23 protein-coding genes are annotated in these 17,675 nt (G+C 64.2%); 8 read left to right on the top strand and 15 right to left on the bottom strand.

Features of this window, described 5'->3' with window-relative positions; translation table 11 throughout:
- Positions 1 to 29: 29 nt before the first annotated feature.
- From cimA to cysS, 8 genes are all read right to left on the bottom strand, one after another.
- Positions 30 to 1,652 carry a citramalate synthase gene (gene cimA / locus ACSQ3E_RS08225; protein WP_436122301.1) on the bottom strand — a complete coding sequence of 541 codons (1,623 nt, stop codon included), beginning with the start codon at positions 1,650 to 1,652 and terminating at the stop codon, positions 30 to 32.
- Positions 1,649 to 2,605 carry a prolyl aminopeptidase gene (gene pip / locus ACSQ3E_RS08220; protein WP_436122300.1) on the bottom strand — a complete coding sequence of 319 codons (957 nt, stop codon included), beginning with the start codon at positions 2,603 to 2,605 and terminating at the stop codon, positions 1,649 to 1,651. Before pip ends, cimA begins: the two co-directional genes overlap by 4 nt.
- A complete protein-coding gene (locus ACSQ3E_RS08215; RefSeq protein ID WP_436122299.1) occupies positions 2,602 to 3,078 on the bottom strand; it encodes a GFA family protein in 477 nt (158 codons plus the stop codon). Before ACSQ3E_RS08215 ends, pip begins: the two co-directional genes overlap by 4 nt.
- Positions 3,075 to 3,548 (bottom strand): GFA family protein, encoded by a 474-nt coding sequence (locus tag ACSQ3E_RS08210; protein ID WP_436122298.1) that lies wholly within the window; start codon positions 3,546 to 3,548, stop codon positions 3,075 to 3,077. Before ACSQ3E_RS08210 ends, ACSQ3E_RS08215 begins: the two co-directional genes overlap by 4 nt.
- Positions 3,545 to 4,036, bottom strand: a complete 492-nt coding sequence (locus ACSQ3E_RS08205) for a GFA family protein (RefSeq protein ID WP_436122297.1) — start codon at positions 4,034 to 4,036, stop codon at positions 3,545 to 3,547. Before ACSQ3E_RS08205 ends, ACSQ3E_RS08210 begins: the two co-directional genes overlap by 4 nt.
- Positions 4,037 to 4,048: 12 nt before the next feature.
- The gene (locus tag ACSQ3E_RS08200) at positions 4,049 to 4,429 is read right to left on the bottom strand and encodes a VOC family protein (RefSeq protein WP_436122296.1); all 381 of its coding nucleotides are present in this window, start codon (positions 4,427 to 4,429) and stop codon (positions 4,049 to 4,051) included.
- Complete coding sequence (locus tag ACSQ3E_RS08195) at positions 4,426 to 4,815, bottom strand: endonuclease domain-containing protein (RefSeq protein ID WP_436122295.1); 390 nt, start codon at positions 4,813 to 4,815, stop codon at positions 4,426 to 4,428. Before ACSQ3E_RS08195 ends, ACSQ3E_RS08200 begins: the two co-directional genes overlap by 4 nt.
- Before the next feature lie 313 nt (positions 4,816 to 5,128).
- Positions 5,129 to 6,565: a cysteine--tRNA ligase gene (gene cysS, locus ACSQ3E_RS08190; RefSeq protein WP_436122294.1), complete on the bottom strand. Its 1,437-nt coding sequence runs from the start codon at positions 6,563 to 6,565 to the stop codon at positions 5,129 to 5,131.
- Between the two features lie 307 nt (positions 6,566 to 6,872).
- On the opposite strand from cysS, the gene ACSQ3E_RS08185 reads away from it, so the two are divergent.
- Positions 6,873 to 7,070, top strand: a complete 198-nt coding sequence (locus ACSQ3E_RS08185; RefSeq protein ID WP_436122293.1) for a transcriptional regulator — start codon at positions 6,873 to 6,875, stop codon at positions 7,068 to 7,070.
- On the opposite strand, the gene ACSQ3E_RS08180 is transcribed toward ACSQ3E_RS08185, so the two are convergent.
- Together ACSQ3E_RS08180 and ACSQ3E_RS08175 are read right to left on the bottom strand one after the other, a co-directional pair.
- On the bottom strand, positions 7,053 to 7,661 hold the full coding sequence (locus tag ACSQ3E_RS08180) for a LysE/ArgO family amino acid transporter (RefSeq protein ID WP_436122498.1): 609 nt from the start codon (positions 7,659 to 7,661) through the stop codon (positions 7,053 to 7,055). The genes ACSQ3E_RS08185 and ACSQ3E_RS08180 overlap by 18 nt on opposite strands.
- Positions 7,662 to 7,790: 129 nt before the next feature.
- On the bottom strand, positions 7,791 to 8,567 hold the full coding sequence (locus tag ACSQ3E_RS08175) for an SOS response-associated peptidase (protein WP_436122292.1): 777 nt from the start codon (positions 8,565 to 8,567) through the stop codon (positions 7,791 to 7,793).
- Between the two features lie 115 nt (positions 8,568 to 8,682).
- On the opposite strand from ACSQ3E_RS08175, the gene ACSQ3E_RS08170 reads away from it, so the two are divergent.
- The 4 genes from ACSQ3E_RS08170 (at position 8,683) to ACSQ3E_RS08155 (ending at position 10,939) form a co-directional block, all read left to right on the top strand.
- Positions 8,683 to 9,105 (top strand): NUDIX hydrolase, encoded by a 423-nt coding sequence (locus tag ACSQ3E_RS08170; protein WP_310324589.1) that lies wholly within the window; start codon positions 8,683 to 8,685, stop codon positions 9,103 to 9,105.
- 58 nt (positions 9,106 to 9,163) lie between these two features.
- Positions 9,164 to 9,541, top strand: coding sequence for a TIGR02301 family protein (locus ACSQ3E_RS08165; RefSeq protein WP_409014653.1), 378 nt, complete (start codon positions 9,164 to 9,166; stop codon positions 9,539 to 9,541).
- 133 nt (positions 9,542 to 9,674) lie between these two features.
- Complete coding sequence (locus tag ACSQ3E_RS08160; protein ID WP_214387082.1) at positions 9,675 to 9,932, top strand: hypothetical protein; 258 nt, start codon at positions 9,675 to 9,677, stop codon at positions 9,930 to 9,932.
- A 173-nt stretch (positions 9,933 to 10,105) separates the two neighbouring features.
- Positions 10,106 to 10,939, top strand: coding sequence for a hypothetical protein (locus ACSQ3E_RS08155; protein WP_436122291.1), 834 nt, complete (start codon positions 10,106 to 10,108; stop codon positions 10,937 to 10,939).
- Between the two features lie 148 nt (positions 10,940 to 11,087).
- On the opposite strand, the gene ACSQ3E_RS08150 is transcribed toward ACSQ3E_RS08155, so the two are convergent.
- Positions 11,088 to 12,419, bottom strand: a complete 1,332-nt coding sequence (locus ACSQ3E_RS08150; RefSeq protein ID WP_436122290.1) for a dihydroorotase — start codon at positions 12,417 to 12,419, stop codon at positions 11,088 to 11,090.
- Positions 12,420 to 12,490: 71 nt separating this feature from the next.
- Here ACSQ3E_RS08150 and ygfZ point away from each other — a divergent pair, with 71 nt between their 5' ends.
- The gene (ygfZ, locus tag ACSQ3E_RS08145) at positions 12,491 to 13,345 is read left to right on the top strand and encodes a CAF17-like 4Fe-4S cluster assembly/insertion protein YgfZ (RefSeq protein WP_436122289.1); all 855 of its coding nucleotides are present in this window, start codon (positions 12,491 to 12,493) and stop codon (positions 13,343 to 13,345) included.
- A complete protein-coding gene (locus ACSQ3E_RS08140; protein WP_436122497.1) occupies positions 13,342 to 13,962 on the top strand; it encodes an HD domain-containing protein in 621 nt (206 codons plus the stop codon). The genes ygfZ and ACSQ3E_RS08140 overlap by 4 nt, the downstream gene beginning before the upstream one ends.
- A gap of 50 nt (positions 13,963 to 14,012) precedes the next feature.
- Here the strand turns inward: ACSQ3E_RS08140 and ACSQ3E_RS08135 are convergent, their stop codons facing one another.
- The gene (locus tag ACSQ3E_RS08135) at positions 14,013 to 14,639 is read right to left on the bottom strand and encodes a glutathione S-transferase family protein (protein ID WP_436122288.1); all 627 of its coding nucleotides are present in this window, start codon (positions 14,637 to 14,639) and stop codon (positions 14,013 to 14,015) included.
- Positions 14,640 to 14,808: 169 nt separating this feature from the next.
- Between ACSQ3E_RS08135 and ACSQ3E_RS08130 the strand changes: the two genes are divergently transcribed.
- Positions 14,809 to 15,558 carry a TSUP family transporter gene (locus tag ACSQ3E_RS08130; protein WP_436122287.1) on the top strand — a complete coding sequence of 250 codons (750 nt, stop codon included), beginning with the start codon at positions 14,809 to 14,811 and terminating at the stop codon, positions 15,556 to 15,558.
- A gap of 15 nt (positions 15,559 to 15,573) precedes the next feature.
- Here the strand turns inward: ACSQ3E_RS08130 and ACSQ3E_RS08125 are convergent, their stop codons facing one another.
- The 3 genes from ACSQ3E_RS08125 to ACSQ3E_RS08115 form a co-directional block, all read right to left on the bottom strand.
- Positions 15,574 to 16,770 carry a low temperature requirement protein A gene (locus ACSQ3E_RS08125; protein ID WP_436122286.1) on the bottom strand — a complete coding sequence of 399 codons (1,197 nt, stop codon included), beginning with the start codon at positions 16,768 to 16,770 and terminating at the stop codon, positions 15,574 to 15,576.
- Positions 16,771 to 16,863: 93 nt separating this feature from the next.
- Positions 16,864 to 17,247 (bottom strand): DUF4087 domain-containing protein, encoded by a 384-nt coding sequence (locus ACSQ3E_RS08120; RefSeq protein ID WP_436122285.1) that lies wholly within the window; start codon positions 17,245 to 17,247, stop codon positions 16,864 to 16,866.
- Positions 17,248 to 17,344: 97 nt separating this feature from the next.
- Complete coding sequence (locus ACSQ3E_RS08115; protein ID WP_154385058.1) at positions 17,345 to 17,617, bottom strand: DUF3303 domain-containing protein; 273 nt, start codon at positions 17,615 to 17,617, stop codon at positions 17,345 to 17,347.
- Between the last annotated feature and the right edge of the window lie 58 nt (positions 17,618 to 17,675).

Below are 17,675 nucleotides of genomic sequence, written 5' to 3'. Positions count from 1 at the left end.
TCCTTGAAAAATTGATTAACGTCCATGTTTTACTCCGCCGCCACCAGCCCGGCCATCTCGCGGTTCTTCATCAGCTTGTAGATGATCGAATCCATCAGCGCCTGGAACGAGGCGTCGATGATGTTGGTCGACACGCCGACCGTCCACCAGCGCGCGCCGGTCGAGTCATGCGATTCTATCAGCACGCGCGTGATCGCCTCGGTGCCGCCATTGAGGATACGGACCTTGTAGTCGACGAGCTCGAGGTCGCCGATCTCGTCCTGGAACTTGCCGAGATCCTTGCGCAGGGCGATGTCGAGCGCGTTTATCGGGCCGTCGCCTTCGGCCACCGACATCTTCTCCTCGCCGTCGACCATGACCTTCACCACGGCTTCCGACACGGTCTTGAGATTGCCATTGGCGTCGAAACGGCGCTCGACGAGGCAGCGGAACGAGGTCACCCGGAAGAACTCCGGCACGCTGTGCAGCATGCCGCGCGCCAGAAGCTCGAAGCTGGCATCCGCCCCCTCATAGGCATAACCCTCGGCTTCACGCTCCTTGACCACCGCGATCAGCGCATCGAGCCGGCGGTCGTCCTTGGGCACGTCGATGCCGCGCCGCCTGAGCTCGGCGATGAAATTCGCCTTGCCGCCCTGGTCCGACACCATGACCTTGCGGCGATTGCCCACCGTCTCCGGCGGCACATGCTCATAGGTCTTCGGCTCCTTGACGATCGCCGAAGCGTGGATGCCTGCCTTGGTGGCAAAGGCCGATGCGCCGACATAAGGCGCCTGCGCCTCGGGCGCGCGGTTGAGCAGCTCGTCGAACGCCCGCGACAGCCGCGCAATGCCCGCCAGCGCCTCGGACGAGACGCCTGTTTCGAAACGTTCGGCGAAATGTGGCTTAAGCGCCAGTGTCGGCATGATGGTGATCAGATTGGCGTTGCCGCAGCGCTCGCCAATGCCGTTGATCGTGCCCTGCACCTGGCGCACGCCGGCTTCGATCGCAGCCAGCGAGTTCGCCACCGCCTGGCCGGTGTCGTCATGGGCGTGGATACCGAGATTGGCGCCCGGGATGCCAGAGGCGATGACCTTGGCGACGATTTCGCGCACCTCCGACGGCTGGGTGCCGCCATTGGTGTCGCACAACACCACCCAGCGCGCGCCGGCGTCATAGGCCGTCCGCGCGCAGGCCAGCGCGTAGTCGGGGTTGGCCTTGAAGCCGTCGAAGAAGTGTTCGCAGTCAACCATCGGCTCGCGGCCGGCGGCACGCGCCGCCTCGACCGAAGCGCGGATCGACTCCAGATTCTCCTCGTTGGTGACGCCGAGCGCCACCCGCACATGGTAGTCCCAGCTCTTGGCGACGTAGCAGATGCCGTCGGCCTTCGCTTGGAGCAGCGTGGCCAGGCCCGGATCGTTGGAGGCCGAGACACCTGCCCGCTTGGTCATGCCGAAGGCGACGAACTTCGCCCGGCGCGTCCGCTTCTCCTGGAAGAAAGCGGTGTCGGTCGGGTTGGCCCCGGGATAGCCGCCCTCGACATAGTCGAGGCCGAACTCGTCGAGCATCGACGCGATCGCGATCTTGTCCTCGACGGAAAAGTCGATGCCCGGCGTCTGCTGGCCGTCGCGCAATGTGGTGTCGAAGAGATAGATGCGTTCGCGTGCCATCGTCATTTCCCTGCGAACCTGTCGGTCGCCCTGACCAGCTGGTCCAGTATGCCCGGTTCCGAAAAAGCGTGCCCGGCGCCCTCGATCAGGTGGAACTCCGCCTCGGGCCAGGCCTTGTGCAGCGCCCAGGCATATTTCGCCGGGCACGGCATGTCATAGCGCCCATGGACGATGACACCGGGAATGTCGCGCAGCTTGTGGGCGTCGCGGATCAGCTGGCCTTCCTCCATCCAGCCGGCATGGACGAAATAATGGTTCTCGATGCGGGCGAAAGCGATGGCGAAATGATCCTCGCCGAACTTGCCGCTGGTGTCCGGGTCGGGCAGCAGTGTGATCGTCTCGCCTTCCCAGGTGCTCCAAGCAAGGGCTGCCTCGAGCTGCGCCTTCGGGTCGTTGCCGACGAGGCGCTTGCGGTAGGCGCCCATCATGTCGCCACGTTCGGCCTCGGGGATCGGCTTGACGAAACGCTCCCACTTGTCGGGGAACATCTCGGAGACGCCGAACTGGTAATACCAATCGAGCTCGGGGCGGGTCAGTGTGTAGATGCCACGCACGACGAGTTCGCTCACCCGCTCCGGATGCGTCTCGGCATAGGCCAGCGCGAGCGTCGAACCCCAGGAGCCGCCGAACACCTGCCATTTGTCGAAACCGGCCATCTCGCGCAGCCGCTCGATGTCGGCGACCAAGTGCCAGGTGGTGTTGGCATCGAGCGAGGCATTCGGCACCGACTTGCCGCAGCCGCGCTGGTCGAACAGCATGATGTCGTACAAGGCGGGATCGAACAGGCGGCGATGCTTGGGCGAGGTCGCGCCGCCTGGGCCGCCATGCAGGAACACCGCCGGCTTGCCGCCCTTGGTGCCCGAACGCTCCCAATAGACCTGATGGCCGCCGCCGACATCGAGCATGCCGCTGTCGAAGGGTTCGATCTCGGGATAGAGGCCGCGCAGTTCGTCGCTCATAGTTTCAGTCCATGCTCCGGCCAGTTGGCCGTTTCTTCATCGGGATGCTGGAAGGAGATGATCTGCTCCTGCCGCTGGTAGTAGTCGGGATTGTCGAGCACCGGCTGGCCGAAGATCGTCTCGACCCAAGGCAGGCGGAAGCCGTGGTTGATCTGGATCGTCGGTGCGAGGTCGGACCGGTCGTCGAACGAGCCGATCGACAGTTCCAGGCCTTCTGCGTGCCGGTATGCCATCGGCGTGCCGCAGCGTTGGCAGAAGCCGCGCGATATGTTGATCGACGACTGGAAGTAGCTCGGCTCCTCGCGGATCCACTCGATGCCATCCACCGGCACCGCGACGAAGGCGCCGAAGAACGAGCCGAACTGCTTCTGGCACATGCGGCAATGGCAGATCGAGCTGCGCCCCAGCGCGCCGTGGATACGGAAGCGGACGGCGCCGCACTGGCAGCCGCCTGTCCTTGCAGTTTCGGTCATGACCTTTTCTCCGCTGGCCATTGTTCAGTGTCGTGGTCGGGGTGCTGGTGGTTCGAAGGGGCGACCGCCGCGTACCAGGCGGTTTCATCGTCCGACAACTCGACCGTGTCGAGCTCGCCGAACCATGGCATCTTCTCGGCCGATCCGCACTGGAATGTCGGCTTCACCGCTTCTGGATCGTCGAGCGCGCCAAGCACGACATTGATGGTGTCGCGGGCAACCACGTCGAACAGAAGTGGCGTGCCGCAGTCGCGGCAGAAGCCGCGACGCACGATGTCGGACGACTGGAACCAGCCGATCTCGCCGCGCGTGACCGAGAACTTCGCCTTGGGCGTGCGGGCCAGCGGCTGGAAGTAGTTGCCCGATGCCTTCTGGCACATGCGGCAATGGCAGATATGCGCATTCTCCAGCGCCTGGTCGATGCGGTAGCGCACGGCACCGCACTGGCAACCGCCTGTCGTGACAGTCATTTGCGCTCCTCCGGCGGCCAGGTCTCGGTGTCGTGGTCGGGGTGCTGGAACGAGACGATGTCGTTGACGAACTCGGCCGCCTCGGGGTCCTCCTCGGTCGAATAACCGGGCAGTTCGTGGACGTGGTCGACATAAGGCAGCTTGCCCTCGAGCCCCCACTGCACCGTCGGCGCGATCTCCTCCGGCTCGTCGAAGGCGGCGATCGCCAACGCCACGCCGTCAGGTGCCTCGTAGCTCAGCGGCGTGCCGCACTCACCGCAGAAGCCGCGAAAGGCAAAGTTCGACGAGCGGAATTTCTTCGGCTCGCCTCGCGTCCAGGTCAGTTTCGCCTGCCGCACCGACACAAGCGGCGCATAGAAATTGCCGAACGCCTTCTGGCACATGCGGCAATGGCAGACGGATGCATCGCCGAGCTTGCCGTCGACATGGAAACGAACGGCGCCGCATTGGCACCCGCCGGAATAATGCGGCCTGTTGTCGAGGCTCATTGCGTCAAACCCTCAAGCTGGCGCATGGCACACCGCCTCGATGTTGTTGCCGTCGGGATCAAAGACAAAGGCCGCATAATAGTCGGGGTGATAATGCGGCCGTGGCCCCGGCCCGCCATTGTCCTTGCCGCCAGCGGAAATCGCCGCCGCATAGAACGCGTCGACCTCGGCCCGGCTGCGCGCCGTGAACGCATAATGCCGCCCCGGCCCGGCTGCCGCTTCGTGCAGCCAGAACACCGGCCGCTCGCGGCCATAGCCGCCAACCTTGACGCCACCGGTATATTCGCCCGGCACCATCATCAGAAGCGACGCACCCAGCGGCGCGAAAGCCTTGTCGTAAAACGCCTGCGCGGTGTCGAAATCGGCGACCGAAATTCCAGTATGGTCGATCATTGCACGAACTCCTCCTTCATGCGGACGGCCGTCCCGGCCGAGATCACAATGTTCTGGCAGACGTTATCCATATCGCGAACAACGTCGTCGTTCCAGAAGCGGAGAATGGTCCAGCCGTCTTGTTCTAGGCGGAGCGTGCGCACCGCATCGGCCTCGACGTTGGCCGCATCGGCATGCTGCGAGCCGTCCAGCTCAACGATCAGCTTGTGTGCCGGACAAGCGAAATCGACGATGTAGCCTGCAACAGGATACTGGCGACGAAATCCGAGCCCCATCAACCGGTGTGCGCGCAGCTCATTCCACAACTTCAACTCGGCATCGGTCATCTTCCGACGCATCGACTTGGCATTCTTGCGGTTGGCGGGCACGACCGGCGTGTGTGGCATCAGCAATGCCCTCCTGGCGAAGCTAGCGTCCTACGTTGCCCCCCTCTGTCCTGCCGGACATCTCCCCCACAAGGGGGGAGATTGGCAGCGGCGCTCACACTGCCACTTCTGCAACGTTGGCGATTGGCGAAAGTCGGCGTGACAGCTGATCTCCCCCCTTGTGGGGGAGATGTCCGGCAGGACAGAGGGGGGCGCTGTCCCGCAAACCCATCCACCGAATACGCAACTTGATCTTCCCCCTTGAGGGAGAGATGCCCGGCAGGACGGAGGGGGACACCCGGCCCCGCCCTATCCACGCCGTGCAGCAGCATCATCACCGCTTCACTTCCCACGTCGTCACGCGCTCACCGCTCACCGGGTCCTTGCCGTCCTTCAGCTGCACGCCCTGTGCCAAAAGCTCGTCGCGGATACGATCAGCTTCGGCCCAGTTTTTGGCGTTGATCAGCTCCAGCCGGCGGGCGATGGTAACCGCGACCGCCGCCTCGTCGACCTCGGCCGCCTCGAGCCCGAAGCCGAGGAACAGCAGCGCGGCCTTGAGTTCTGCCGCGGCCGCGACGTTGCCGCCCGCTTCTCCGGCCAGCTGCGACAGGCCCTGGAAGACGCTCGACGTGGCGAGGTCGTCGCCGAGAGCCGCGATCAGTGCCGCGGGCACTTCAGCTTCGGCCTCGCCGGCGCTGTCGGCCGCGCGCTTCCACTTGCGCAGCGTGTTCTCGGCCTCTTCCAACTTGCGCAGCGAGAAGTCGATCGGCTCGCGATAATGCGTCATCAGCATCGCCAGCCGCAGCACCTCGCCCGGCCATTTGCGGCCGCCGAAATTCTCGGTCGCGAGCAGTTCGTGGATCGAATAGAAATTGCCCAGGCTCTTGGACATCTTCTGGCCCTCGACCTGCAGGAAGCCGTTGTGCATCCAATAGTTGGCCATCACCTCGGTGCCATGGGCGCAGCGCGACTGGGCGATCTCGTTCTCGTGGTGCGGGAAGATCAGGTCGAGCCCGCCGCCATGGATGTCGAAGACCTCGCCGAGATAGGCCGAGGCCATTGCCGAGCACTCGATGTGCCAGCCCGGACGGCCGCGGCCCCAGGGGCTGTCCCAGCCCGGCTCCTCCGGCGACGAAGACTTCCACAAGACGAAGTCGCCGGGGTTCTTCTTGTGCGCCTCGACCTCGACGCGCGCGCCGGCCTGCTGCTCGTCGAGATTGCGCTTCGACAGCTGGCCGTAGTCTTCCATCGAACCGGTGTCGAACAGCACTTCACCTTGCGCCTCATAGGCATGGCCGCGTTCGATCAGGCTTAGAATCAAGGTGATCATGTCGGCGCGGCCGTCGGCGCGCGGCTGGACGAACTCGGTCGCCCGTGGCTCGACGGTCGGCTCGAGGCAGCCAAGCGCCTTGACGTCGGCCTGGTACTGGTTGGCCGTCTTTTCGGTGACGCGCCTGATCGCCTCGTTGAGCGGCAGGTCGGGGAAGTCGCGCAATGCGCGCGCGTTGATCTTGTCGTCGAGGTCGGTGAGGTTGCGCACGTAGGTCACGTGATCCTCGCCATAGACATGGCGCAGCAGGCGGAACAGCACGTCGAAGACGATCGCCGGCCGCGCATTGCCGATATGGGCGAAGTCGTAGACCGTCGGGCCGCAGACGTACATCCGCACGTTTTGCGGATCGATCGGCACGAAGTCCTCCTTCGTGCGCGTCAGCGTGTTGGTAAGGCGCAAGCCCTTGAATGCCTCGGACTTCAACGTGAGATCAGACATAACTCTCCCCTGGCCTGCTGGCCCGGGCGTTCAACCTGTCTCGTGTGAAGATGAGGCGAAAACGTCCTGACCAGCGCGAACGCTAGCCAATAATGCAAATGCCGGAAATGGCGAAAGACGTTTTCATCAAGGGCTTTATCGCCTCACCAAGCTGTTGCCGTCAAGACGCATCGACATGAAACTTTACCGCTCCGACCGGAACGGAAGCAGTACTGAAACACTTTGTTAAACATCCCGGCACCGTAATGAAACATCGCCCGGATAAAAGGCGCCGCACTGCCACGAATTCGACCGAATCCGTAAGCAAATGCAGCCGCTCTCGACAGAGCTGACTTTAGGGAAGAGACCGATGAAACGAAAACAATCCGACCAGGACCGAGCGCGTAGCCAGTACGCCGAACTGACCAAGCACTACCGGGCCATCGGCCCCGCAGCAATTCTTGCCGCGCTGATCTGCGCGCCGAAGAAAGAAAAGACAGTCCCCAAGCTAAACAAGGCTGCCTAACAGGCTGAGGCCGATCGCCGCCATCACTAGGCCGATCAGCACATCGAGCACGCGCCATGCGGCAGGCCGGGCAAAGACCGGCTCAAGTAGCCGGGCGCCATAGCCGAGCCCGAAAAACCAGACGAATGAAGCGGAAGCAGCGCCGATGCCATAGGCAAGGCGCGCCTGTCCTTCATGGGCTGCCGAAAGGCTGCCCAAAAGCACCACCGTGTCGAGATAGACATGCGGGTTGAGGAAGGTGAAGGCGAGACAGGCCGCGACCGCCGGCCAGAGCCTGGCTTCGCCGCTCTTTGCCGCTTGCAGTACTTCCGGCTTCATCGCGCGCCGGAAGGCAATGACGGCGTAGGCGAACAGGAACAGCGCGCCACCGACCGTCACCACTGATATCAGGCGTGGCGACTGCGAAATCAGCGTGCCGAGCCCAGCAACGCCGAGGCCGATCAGCAACGCATCCGAGGCCGCACAGATAAGGCTCAGGATGAAGACGTGCTGGCGCAGCAGGCCCTGGCGCAGGATGAACGCGTTTTGCGCGCCGATCGCGATGATCAGCGAGGCACCAAGCAGGAATCCGGAGATGGCGGCGGAGAGAATTGGCGTGGACACGCCGTTCTTCTAATGCACAGCTTCGAAAATCAAAATGGATTTTCGAAAGGCAGGATGCAGGGTTTCATGATGCCAGAGCGTCGCAGAGCGCCTTTGACGCGCAGAACCCTGTACCGGTCAGAACAGCTTCATCTGGCCGTCGTCAGGTTTGATCTTCTCCACCTTCGGCTTCGCCGCCCGTTCGGGTGCTGCCTCAGGCAGCGGCTCGACGCGCTCCTGGATCTCCGGCCCGACATTGGCGACCTTGTTGACCAGTTCCGACACCGGGATCTGCTCGAAGAAATCGGGCTGCGCCGGCCGCATCAGATCAGCTACATCGCGCGGTTCCTGGGTGCGGCAGTCGAGCCAGCGGGCAAAATCCTCCGGCTGGATCACCACAGGCATGCGGTCGTGGATATGCAGGATGTCGGCGCTGGCATTGGTGGTCAGGATCGCCGCCGTGTCCATTTCCGAGCCGCCCGGCTCACTCCACGTCTCCATTAGCCCGGCCAGCGCCACCAGCCCGCCCTTGCGCGGCTTCAACCAATAGGGCTGGCGGCGATTGCCAGGCAGCTTCTTCCATTCGTAGAAACCCGAAACCGGGATCAGCGCCCGACGGTGACGCATTGCCGTCTTGAACGAAGCCTTTTCGATCGCCGTTTCGGAGCGGGCGTTGATCAAAAGCGGCATGTCGGCGGGGTTCTTGGCCCAGGCCGGGATCAGCCCCCAGCGCGCCAGAAGCGCCATGCGGTCGGACAGATTCGAGCCCGGTGGGCGCTGCGGCCCCGCCATCACCACCAGAATCGGTTGGGTCGGCGCCACATTGTAGCGCGGCGGAAAGCTCTCGAGATCGTCCAGCCCGAGAAAGGCGGAGGTCTCGTCGGGCGACGCCAACACCGCTACGCGTCCGCACATCAGGTCAGGTTCCGGTTCATCGCCTGAAAGTGGCGATGGATCGCGCCCGCCGCAACCGCTAAAGCGGATAGGATCGGCTGTTCCACAATGGAACGCATCCCCCGAGGCAAAACGCATGATCGACGCGACCATCATCCCTGCCGTCTCAGTCGCTGTCCTGCGCGGCCGCTCGGTCATGCTGGTGCGCCGTGGCCGCGCGCCGTCGAAGGGGCTCTACGCCTTCCCCGGCGGACGCGTCGAAGCAGGCGAGGCGCTGGAGGATGCCGCCCGCCGCGAATTGATGGAGGAAACGGGCATTGCCGTTGGCGCGCTGGTGCAGCTACGCGAACTGCTCATCGACAGCCGCAACGACAGCGGCTCGGTCTACCTGCTCACCGTCTTCGGTGCCCGCCACCTCGAGGGCGAGCCGGTTGCCGCCGACGATGCCGACGAGGCCGCCTATTTCGACCTCGCTGAGATCGAACGCCTGCCACTCACCGATTCGACGCTCGAAATCGTGCTCGAACTGCTCGGCGGTGAGGTTGTGCTGCCTGCTTAGCCTTGGGATAGCGCCAGAACGGCCTTGCAGGGGACAAATTGTTTCGCCACAAAAGCTTATGATGCGCGCTTCGACCTACATCATGGCCCTGACGCTTGCCGCGACGACCGCGTTCGCGGTACCGGTGCGCGCCGTCGAAGCGCCATTCGAGCCGGGCCTGATGCGCCTCGCCGAAGTGCTCGGCTCGCTGCATTTCCTGCGCAATCTGTGCGGCGAAAAGGGCACCCAATGGCGCGGCGAGATGGAAAAGCTACTGCAGGCGGAAAACCCCTCGCCCGAGCGCCGCGCCCGATTCATCGCGTCCTTCAACCGGGGCTATCGCTCCTTCGACGGCACCTACACTGCCTGCACGCCTTCGGCGACCGAAGCGATCAGCCGCTACATGAAGGAAGGCGAGGCACTGAGCCGGGATATCGCCTCCCGCTTCGGTAATTAACAGGCTATTTACTTTCCCGGCATTGCCTGCCGTACACGAACGGGCGATTGTGCTAGGTGTCTTAACGGGACATTAAAGGGATAGCTCAAGTTGATCCGAATCATCGGATCAGTGGGCAGGGTGAAAGACCGCAATGGAACAAAGCGTAAGCGACATCGACGCCCTGGTTCGGGAAGAAAAGCGCCTGACCGCTGTCGAGAGCCACAATGAGGCGTGGGCCGAAGGCCTGTCCGCCGGCATCGAGCCCGAGATCATCGCCGAAGCAGCCCTTGCCACCGCTTTTGCCGAGATCGTCGCCGCCAATGGCGAACGCGCGGCGCTGGCGATGCTCGACCGCATGCGCGCCAGGGTGGAAGCCGGCGACTTCGAGCCGGTGCGCCTGCGGCATTGAGCGCTACCCCACTTCTTTGACTAGCCGACACGGTTTCGGCATCATGCTGGCACATTAGCGGCGTAACCACGCATTGTCGGAACATGATTCCGGGCGGGGTCATGCGATTGAAAGCGTTGCAGCGTCGGCCCGAGAGGGGGCAAACGCTCGGGAATACCGGAGCCAGGGATCTGATGCGGCCAAAGACTGAAACTGCGCCCCGCGGCGCATTGCGACTTGCCGGTCTCGGCCTTGCCGCCTCGCTCGTCCTGCCGCTTTACGCCTCGACGGCGTTTGCGCTGTCCGAAATCAAGCGCGAAGAAATCCCGGCCCCCGTCACGCCGCCGAAGCCCGCCACCGACCAGAGCGCTACACCTGAAAAATCGGTGCCGATGCCCGACCCGATCCAGACGCCGGCGACCACCGCACCTTCCGGCACCGAAACACCTGCGGACACCGAAGAACCGGGCGACGAGCAACCGGCCGAACCGGACGCCACGCCCACCGAACCGGGTGGTGCCACCGGTCCCGCTGCGCCCAATCTCGATCCGGAAGGCCCGCTTCCCGAAATCGTCTACGACCTCAGCCGCCTGCCCGAGCCGGTGGCCCGCATGCGCACATTGCTGGTCGAAGCAGCCAAGACCGGCGACATCGAAAAGCTGCGGCCGCTGGTCGGCCAGGGCGAAGCGATGCCGCAATTGTCGTTCGGCGACATCGAGGGCGATCCGATCGCCTTCATCAAGGGCCTGTCCGGCGACGGCGAAGGCCAGGAAATCCTCGCCATCATGGAAGAGGTGCTGAACGCCGGTTACGTCCATCTCGGCGAAGGCACCGACGAAGACCTCTATGTCTGGCCCTATTTCTTCGGCATCCCGCTCGACAAGCTCGATCCGCGCCAGAAGGTCGAGCTGTTCAAGATCGTCACCGCCGGCGACTACGAAGACATGAAGCAATACGGCGCCTACGTCTTCTACCGCCTGGGCATCACCCCCGAAGGCCGCTGGGCGTTTTTCGTCGCGGGGGATTGAGCACTAAAGCTGCCTCTTCCTTCGCCCCGTTTACGGGGAGAAGGTGGCCCGAAGGGCCGGATGAGGGGCAGCGCATTCGTCTGTGAGGCTAGCTCCGCCCCTCATCTGCCTGCCGGCATCTTCTCCCCGTGAACGGGGAGAAGAAAGCCTACCTCACCACTGCTTCCGAAAACTCCACCGCCCTGCCCTGCGACGGCGTGGTGATCTCGGCTTCCCACATGACGCGGATGCCGCGGACGATGGTGCCGACCGGCCAGCCGGTGACCTGCTTGCCGTCATAGGGCGTCCAGCCGGCCTTGGAGCCGGCCTGGGCGTTGGTGATGGTTTCCTTGCGCTTCATGTCGACGACGGTGAAGTCGGCGTCATAACCAGCGGCGATGCGGCCCTTGCGCGCCATGCCGAAGATGCGGTTGGGGCCGTGGCTCGACAGATCGACGAAGCGCTCCAGCGAAAGCCGGCCTGAATTGACGTGGTCGAGCATGATCGGCACCAGCGTCTGCACGCCGGTCATGCCGGAGGGCGACGACGGATACGGTTTTGCCTTCTCAGCCAGCGTGTGCGGCGCATGGTCGGAGCCGAGCACGTCGACGACGCCTTGGCTGATACCGTGCCAGATGCCGTCGCGGTGGCGTGCTGCGCGCACCGGCGGGTTCATCTGCAACAGCGTGCCGAGACGAGCGTAATCGTCCGAGCTCATGGTCAAATGATGCGGCGTTGCCTCGCAGGTGGCGACATCCTTGTGCTGTTCGAGGAAGGTGATTTCCTCCGCGCTCGAGATGTGCAGCACGTGGATGCGGGCGCGGGTTTCGCGAGCGATGCGCACCAGCCGCTCGGTGCACTGAAGCGCTGCGATCTCGTCGCGCCAGATCGGGTGCGAGGACGGGTCGTTGTCGACACGCAGGTTCTGGCGCTCGCGCAGGCGGAACTCGTCTTCCGAGTGGAAGGCAGCGCGGCGGCGGGTGTTGCGCAGAATCGAGGCGACACCCTCGTCGTCCTCGACCAGAAGGTCGCCGGTCGACGAGCCCATGAACACCTTGATGCCGGCAGCTCCCGGCAGGCGCTCCAGTTCGGCAACGTCCTTGGCGTTTTCGCGCGTACCGCCGACCCAGAAGGCGAAGTCGCAATGCATGCGCGCGGTCGCCCGGCTGACCTTGTCGGCAAGCGTCGCTTCGCTCGTCGTTAGCGGATTGGTGTTGGGCATCTCGAAAACAGCGGTGACGCCGCCCAGCACGGCCGCGCGCGAGCCACTCTCCAGGTCTTCCTTGTGTTCCAGCCCCGGCTCGCGGAAATGCACCTGGCTGTCGACGACGCCGGGCAGGATGTGCAGGCCACGACAATCGATGGTCTCGCCGGCCGAAGCGCTGCCGAGATCACCGATGGCGGCGATCCTGCCATTGGTGACGCCGACGTCGCGGTCGCCGCTGCCGTCATGATTGACGACCGTGCCGCCCTTGAGGATGAGATCGAAGGTGGTAGCCATGTCGCGCGTGCCCTTGTCTGGGAATTGCCTGCGGCTTACGTAATGGCTCTCCGAAATGCAAGATCAGGTCCATGCCGACAGCCATCCTCGCAGACCGCGCCATCATCGATGTTTCCGGCCCAGATGCCGAGCATTTTCTGCAGAACATCCTGACGCTTGATCTGGATGCACTCGGCAAGGATGAGGCCAAACCCGGCGCGCTGCTCGCCCCGCAAGGCAAGATCATGTTCGATTTCCTGGTCTCGCGCAGCGGGGACAATGCGCTCAGGCTGGAATGCCGGGCCGACATAGCGGACGATTTCGTCCGCCGCCTGATGCTCTACCGGCTACGTGCCAAGGCAGAGATTTCCAAGCAGGATCAGTCTGTTGTTGCCGTTACGTGGCAAGATGATTCAGCTGCTTCGCACTCTGATTCAACTGTCCGCGACAGCCGTTTCCAACAACCCGTCTTCCGCCATTACGGCACGCACCCCGCAACCAGCGCCTCCGAGGCCGACTGGCACTCGTTCCGCATCGACAATGGCGTCGCCGAAAGCGGCCCCGACTACGCGCTCTCCGATGCCTTTCCACACGACGTGCTGCTCGACCAGATGGGTGGGATCGGTTTCAAGAAAGGCTGCTTCATCGGCCAGGAGGTCGTGTCGCGCATGCAACATCGCGGCACCGCCCGCCGCCGCGTGCTGCTGGTCTCGGCCACATCCGGTCTGCCGGCGCCTGGCACCGAACTCAGGGCCGACGGCAAGGTTCTGGGCACGCTCGGCTCCGTCGACGGCTCGAACGGTCTCGCCATCGCCCGTATCGACAGGGTCAAGGCAGCACTCGATGCCGGCAGCGCCATCACCGCCGATGACGTCACCGTGGCGCTCGCCATTCCTGCCTGGGCCAGCTTCACCTATCCCGAAGCCGCCAGTGCGGAAGACGCCTGATGGCCGACCGTCCCGGCGCCCCGCCCCGCGCCTGGCAGCGCATGCTGTCGGGCCGCCGCCTCGACCTGCTCGACCCCTCGCCGCTCGACGTCGAGATCTCAGACATCGCCCATGGTCTCGCACGTGTCGCGCGCTGGAACGGCCAGACGTCGGGCGACCACGCATTCTCGGTGGCGCAGCACTCGCTTCTGGTCGAGCAGATCTTCCGCAGGATCGTGCCTGATGCCGCACCGGAGGCGCTGCTCGCCGCCCTGCTGCATGACGCGCCGGAATATGTCATCGGCGACATGATCTCTCCGTTCAAGTCGGTCGTCGGCGGCGGCTACAAATCCTGCGAGGAGCGGCTGCAGCACGCCATCCACCTGCGCGTCGGCCTGCCGGCCGAGATCGGCCAGGGCCTGAAAAAGGACATCAAGCGCGCCGACCAGATATCGGCCTATTTCGAGGCGACATTGCTCGCCGGCTTTTCAATTGCCGAGGCGACCGAGTTCTTCGGCCGTCCGCGCGGTATCACCGCCGACGGGCTAGACCTTGCACCGCAGCCGGCAAAGCGCGTCCAGGATGCCTTCCTCAAGCGCTTTGCGGCGATCGAGAAGCTGCGCGCCGGCCAAAACTGATCCCGGAGACTGGATGCCGGCTTTCGGGCCAGGTCATCCACCGGAAACCCTCACGCCGGCGGGATGAACTCCTGGCTGATCTCCTTGAACACCGCCATCGCCTCCAGCCGTGCCGCGTCGGCGGCAAGCGCGGGGAATTCGGCCATGTCGAGCAGGCCCTGATGCGCGTCATTGATGAAGCGCAGCACGGCAACCACGGCAATGTCGGCATGGCCGATGCGATCGCCGAACCAGTAGGTTCCGCCGCGCTGGGCCCGGTCGGCCTCGAGCACCGCAAGCACCGAGGCGATCTGCGTCCGGCAGCGTTCGACCCAAACCTCAGAGACATGCGTATGCAGCCGCTTCTCGTAGAACAGGCTGACCGCCTTTTCGCCAACGCCGGTGGCCAGCGTCGCGATCTTCAGCGCCTGGTGCCGAGCCGGCTCGGACTTCGGGAACATCGCCTCGCCTGAAGGCGCCAGGCTGTCGAGATAGTCGAGCATCATGTGGCTGTCGATCAGCACCTCGCCATTGTCGAGCACCAGTGTCGGCACCCGGGTCAGCGGGTTGTAGGCGCGGATCTTGTCGGCGTCGCCGAAGGCCGACCACGTCTCATGCGTGAACGGGATGCCGTAGAGCCTCAGCGCAATGCCGACGCGGCGGACGAAGGGGCTGTCATACTGGCCGATGAGGATCATGTCGTAACGTCCCGGAGCGAAACCTCGGGGGGATAGTACACGAGGCATCGTTCCGATCCAGAAGCCAGGGATCGGGTTCCGACGGCACCAGTTCGTCAAGCGCGGCCTTGCCGGCAGGCCGCAACTGTTTGAGAACGGCTGGGCAATTCATACCGGGCGGGGCTGAGTCGTGACCTTTGGTGACGTAGCGCTGTGGCAATATCTGCTGGTCGCGGCGGTGTCGTTCTGCGCTGCCATTCTTGGCGGCGTTACCGGCTACGGAACGGGCCTTCTGCTGCCGCCGGTCCTGCTGCCGATTGTCGGGCCCGAGGCGGTGGTGCCGATCATCAGCGTCTCGGCCCTGATGACAAACGGCAGCCGACTGGCCGCCTTCCACACGGAGTTTGATCGCCGCACGGCCGTCATCGTCGGCGCTTTGGCCTTGCCTGCCTGCCTTGCCGGCGCCTACGGCTATACGCTGCTTTCAGGTCCAGGCATCACCCTGCTCATCGGGTCGATGCTGATCATACTGGTGCCGGTCAGGCATTTGTTGTTGCGCGCCCGCGGTCATCTCCGGGGTACGGGTCTCCGTGCCGCCGGGCTGGGCTACGGCCTGCTTGCCGGCGGCACATCGGGGGCCGGTGTCGTTCTGATCACCATTCTGTTAGCCGCGGGCCTTGGCGGCAGGGCCGTGATTGCCACCGACGCCGGTATTTCGATGACACTGGGCCTCGCCAAGGCCTTGGTCTTCCAGACGACCGGCTTCCTGCCGCTGTCGTCGGTGGTGATGGCCCTGGTCATCGGCCTGTGCGCCACACCCGGCGCCTTCGTTGCCAAGCGGCTCGCATCCGGCCTCTCCAACCGGGCTCATATCGCAATCCTCGACGCGGTGGTGGTCGCCGGCGGCGTGCTGCTCATCGCCCAGGGTTTGCGCGGCTAGCCTCGATCCATGCTTCTAGTCCGCGTGATTGTCGACGTGATGCCTGGCCGGCTGCCCCCTGAGTTCGAGCACTGCCACCAGCACCATCACGGTGGTGGTCGCCGCCCCGATCGCCAGCGGCGACATGTGGCTGGCAAAGGGCACCATGGCTCCAAGCACGGCGATGCCGATGACGTGCGACAGCGGCGCGCGGCCGACGACGTAGAATTTGAACAGCAAATTGCCGGCGAGATAGAGCGCCGAGCCGCCGATTGCCGTCCAGATCAGCGCCGGCTCGGCATGGCCGAGCGGATGGGCGAGCACAAGCTCGTCCGAAACCGCCACGACGATGATGCCGGCGACCAGTATGACCGGGATGTAGGTGTAGGCGACACGGGCGATCTGCCCAGTGTCGGCGGCCGATGCGATCTTGTGGTGGGCGAGTTCCTGCCCGACGTTGAAATAGACCAGCCACATCGCCACCGAGGCGAAGAAGGTGGTCAGGAATGCCGCCAAATTGACCCAGTTCAGTTCGAGCTCGGCAAAGGTCACACCCGAGACAAGGATCGATTCGCCGAGCGCGATGATGATGAACAGCGCCGAGCGCTCGGCCATGTGGCCGCCCTCGACGTCCCAGCCCGTCGTCGACGAGGCGCCATGCCAGGGCGTCCAGAAGCCGAGCGCCGGCGACACCAGTTCGATCAGCAGTGCCACCGCCCACAGGGCGAAGCGGTTTTCGGGCTCAGCCAAGCCGCCCGCGATCCAGAACACGCCTGAGAGCGCCAGCCACAGGCCGATGCGGACGAAGTTGAGGTAGTTGTCGCGGTTGTGGTTCTTGAGCGCCCAGATCACGAACAGCGTGCGCCCGACCTGCATGACGACATAAGCGAGCGCGAACTGCAGGCCACGCCCCTCGAACGCCTCGGGGATCGAGGTCGACAGCATCAGGCCGGCCAACATCAGGGCAAACAGCATACCGCGCACCGGCGCCTTGCGCGGGTCGAGCCAGTTGGTCACCCAGGCGGTGTAGTTCCACACCCACCAGACGGCGACGAGCATCAGCAGTCCCTCGAGCGCGCCTGCCATCGACAGGTGCTTGAGCAGGAAATGCGACAGCTGCGTCACGGCAAAGACGAAGACGAGGTCGAAGAACAGCTCGACGAACTCGACCCTGGCGCTCTCGCCCGGCCGCCGTTCGCGCTGGTAGTTGTTGCTTGCCCCGCTCAATGCCATGCGCTTTCCTTCCCAAGATCGTCGAAGATTTCAGAGCGTGATTGCCCGCACCCATGCCGGCCTTCGCCAGGCATTCCCACAATCCGCCGACACTCAATCCGGCGGCGGCGGCAAGGATGGGTCGGCCCGGCACTTGCTGAGCGGCAGGATGTCACCGGCAAAGACCCTCTTGATGCGTTGGTTTCCGGCATCGGTCTCGACGGTCATGCAGGCGCAGCCATAACCATAGCCGGCCCCCGGCACATTGGTCTCGACGAACTGCCTGGGATTGAAGTCAGGCGCCTTGTCGGCACCAGCTGCGTCGGGCCCGTCAGCCTCGCCCTGCGAGGTGATCGTCCAGGTCGCATCCTTGTCGATGAGCCAGAGATTGCCCGGCGTCGGGCTGGCGTACCAGCCGCAGCGGCGCTCGGCCGCCGAGGCATCACCCGGCGACGCAACGACGAGTGCTCCAACCATCGACAAGAGAATCCGCCGCATGCACGCCTCCAATGCATCGGCAGGAAAACAAGCCGCCCAGTCATTTGCAAGCGGCATTTGCAAGTCTCGATTGATACGGCGCGCGAGCACACGCGGCTCAGAGATGGGGCGCGAGCCCCGCGGCGGTGTCCTTGCTCGATGCCACCGGCACTATCTCGAAGCCGACGAGGTCGGCCCATTCGACGACCCAGCGCTGCAGCAGCGTCACGTTTTCGGCCTCCACCAGCATGAAGCAGCGGCTCATGTCGGCGGCGATCCAGCTGTGGTGAACGATGAAACCCTCGGGTGCCAGCCGCCCCTTGTCGCGGAAGCGGCGGTAGATCGCCTTCGGGTCGCGCCCGCGAAAATCCTCGATGACAAAGAAAAGCATTTTTTTGTCCGTGCCCCCGCTCTCCTCGGAGAAGATCAGGGGACACGGGAATTGGCAA

The organism is Aminobacter sp. LjRoot7 (genome assembly GCF_964252895.1).
In the GTDB taxonomy this organism is placed as follows: domain Bacteria; phylum Pseudomonadota; class Alphaproteobacteria; order Rhizobiales; family Rhizobiaceae; genus Aminobacter; species Aminobacter aminovorans_B.
This window is presented reverse-complemented; position numbering and strand designations above follow the sequence as displayed.